This window comes from Xenorhabdus khoisanae (assembly GCF_001037465.1).
Taxonomy (GTDB): Bacteria; Pseudomonadota; Gammaproteobacteria; order Enterobacterales; family Enterobacteriaceae; genus Xenorhabdus; species Xenorhabdus khoisanae.
In genome coordinates this window covers 1-458 of the sequence record NZ_LFCV01000231.1, presented here as the reverse complement: position 1 = coordinate 458, position 458 = coordinate 1, and the positions used below count along the sequence as shown (strand labels likewise).

The following is a 458-nucleotide window of genomic DNA, read 5'->3' as shown; positions in this document are numbered from 1 at the left end:
GTCCTGAGGTGCTGAGGTGTCTTCTATTTCCCGTATCGCCCATTTATCCAGATTGCACTGTTCGATGACCATCAGTAGCTGCTCATTCAAAATGAGGCTGTCACTCCATGTCATTTTGTCAGGAATGGTAGGAGGTAAACAGTCAGTGAGCAGATGCGCCGGAATCGGTATCGGGGGAATCTGAACGTATTCGGTTCGCGTGCTGCTGCAACCGGTTAACAGCCCCATCAGGCACAGTGCGAGCGGCGCAATCATGACTGACAACAATCGTTTTGATGGCAGCCTGCGTTTTCTCAGAATCCACGGCTGACCGCTGCCGGTTTTCGCTATTAATTCGTGAGATGTCATTGAATAACCTGATAGAGTGGTAGGCGTTGGCATTGATGGCGACTTGTTCGTCATACTGTCGTTTTAAACTACGGTATTCTTCGGCCTTGCCCTGATACTCACTGTAATAG

The 458-nt window shown here is 49.3% G+C and carries 2 protein-coding genes; both read right to left on the bottom strand.

Annotation, left to right across the window (positions count from 1 at the left end; all coding sequences use genetic code 11):
• Positions 1–228: Rz1-like lysis system protein LysC (lysC, locus tag AB204_RS24170; protein ID WP_422645878.1), on the bottom strand; the 228-nt coding region annotated here is incomplete at its 3' end.
• Positions 143–458: hypothetical protein (locus AB204_RS22955; RefSeq protein WP_047965213.1), on the bottom strand; the 316-nt coding region annotated here is incomplete at its 5' end. The genes lysC and AB204_RS22955, both read right to left, overlap by 86 nt.